We start from the raw sequence: 1,303 nt of genomic DNA on the forward strand, positions 1-1,303 counted from the left end.
AAAAGTCCTTTGACGGCAACCTTTGGATAATCACCAAGCGGCAAAAGACGAATACGGACGTGAATGTTCCCCTGCTGGATATTCCCAAGATGATTTTGAAGAAGTACAAGGGCAAGTTGCCGGACGGCAAGATACTTCCCGTAATCAGCAATCAGAAGCTAAACGCCTACCTGAAAGAGATTGCCGATATATGCGGTATTAAAAAGAACCTGACATTCCACCTTGCGAGTCACAGTAAAAACTTTTATTGATTGAATATCAGCGAGTTAAGCACTATGAAGAATGTAACTGCTAACGATTTAGAAACGAGCTATATTCTTTTTCTTTCACAACCTTGCAATATACAAAGAACGCCTAAATTTGCGACAAAGATACGATATTTTTCTTAATATCCCATAATTTACAAGAAGAGAAATATAGAAATTAGGACTTTTTTACATGAAATCTCAAACTTGTGAACATAACCCCATCAAAAAATGAATAGCAAGTATTCCTGCTGAGTTTATCAAATCAGGGCCATTGTTGTTGATGATGACTCTACCATCAGCTCATATATACCTTTCCGACACAAGCATATAGTGCTTTCATTTGTACCCCGAGTGTGTACAGTTTCAAACCATGATTTACATTTTAACATAAGAAACTGAAGCCGTGACCATTTGTGAATTTTTGCCAAACTAACTCCAGTACATACAACAGATGTAAAAGATTTCTGCAAAATTGACCGAAATCATAAGAAAAAAACACCAAACCAGCAAATTTCTTAAAGATAATATCCGTTTATTAAGATTATTTTTGTATATTTGCAGCATTAGTTTGGTGGTAAAGCCTATTGGCCTGCCACGTGACAATAGGACCTTACGGAGCAAGCCTATATCACAATTCTTCTCCGTAGTAACAGTCCGTTCTCTCTCACTGGTCTCTCCCTGCGCGGCAGAGGCATACGTTTTTTATATTTTTCAAACACTCCAAATTGACAGCGCATGAGAAAGTTTACTTCTTTGTTACTGTTAGGCTTCGCTCTCGGCAGTTTCGCGCAAACGCCCGGAGGAGTCAGCGGAAGCGAACTGTGGTTCAAGACTGCGCCTTTGAACTCAGACCTGCAAGGTTATTACCGTTGGCAGGATTTCTCTGGGGATTCCATACGGCTGATGCTATTGGACAGCCGTGGCGTCAAGTCTGAACTTACTTTTCCGAACAGTTCAGTCCATTACTTCAACTTTAATCCGAGTCTCTGGCTCGCAGACGGATTCCGTAGTCTTAGTGCCAAACTCAAACACGGCAACCTCTCGCAGGCTACCGT

2 pseudogenes are annotated in these 1,303 nt (G+C 40.8%); both read left to right on the forward strand.

The features are described from left to right. Nucleotides 1-236: pseudogene (locus tag DXA74_RS16790) on the forward strand (site-specific integrase); the annotation flags it as partial. A gap of 765 nt (nt 237-1,001) precedes the next feature. Next, nucleotides 1,002-1,303, forward strand: a pseudogene (locus DXA74_RS15955) (T9SS C-terminal target domain-containing protein); the annotation flags it as partial.

The organism is Bacteroides sp. OF04-15BH (genome assembly GCF_003477995.1).
Lineage (GTDB): Bacteria > Bacteroidota > Bacteroidia > Bacteroidales > Bacteroidaceae > Paraprevotella.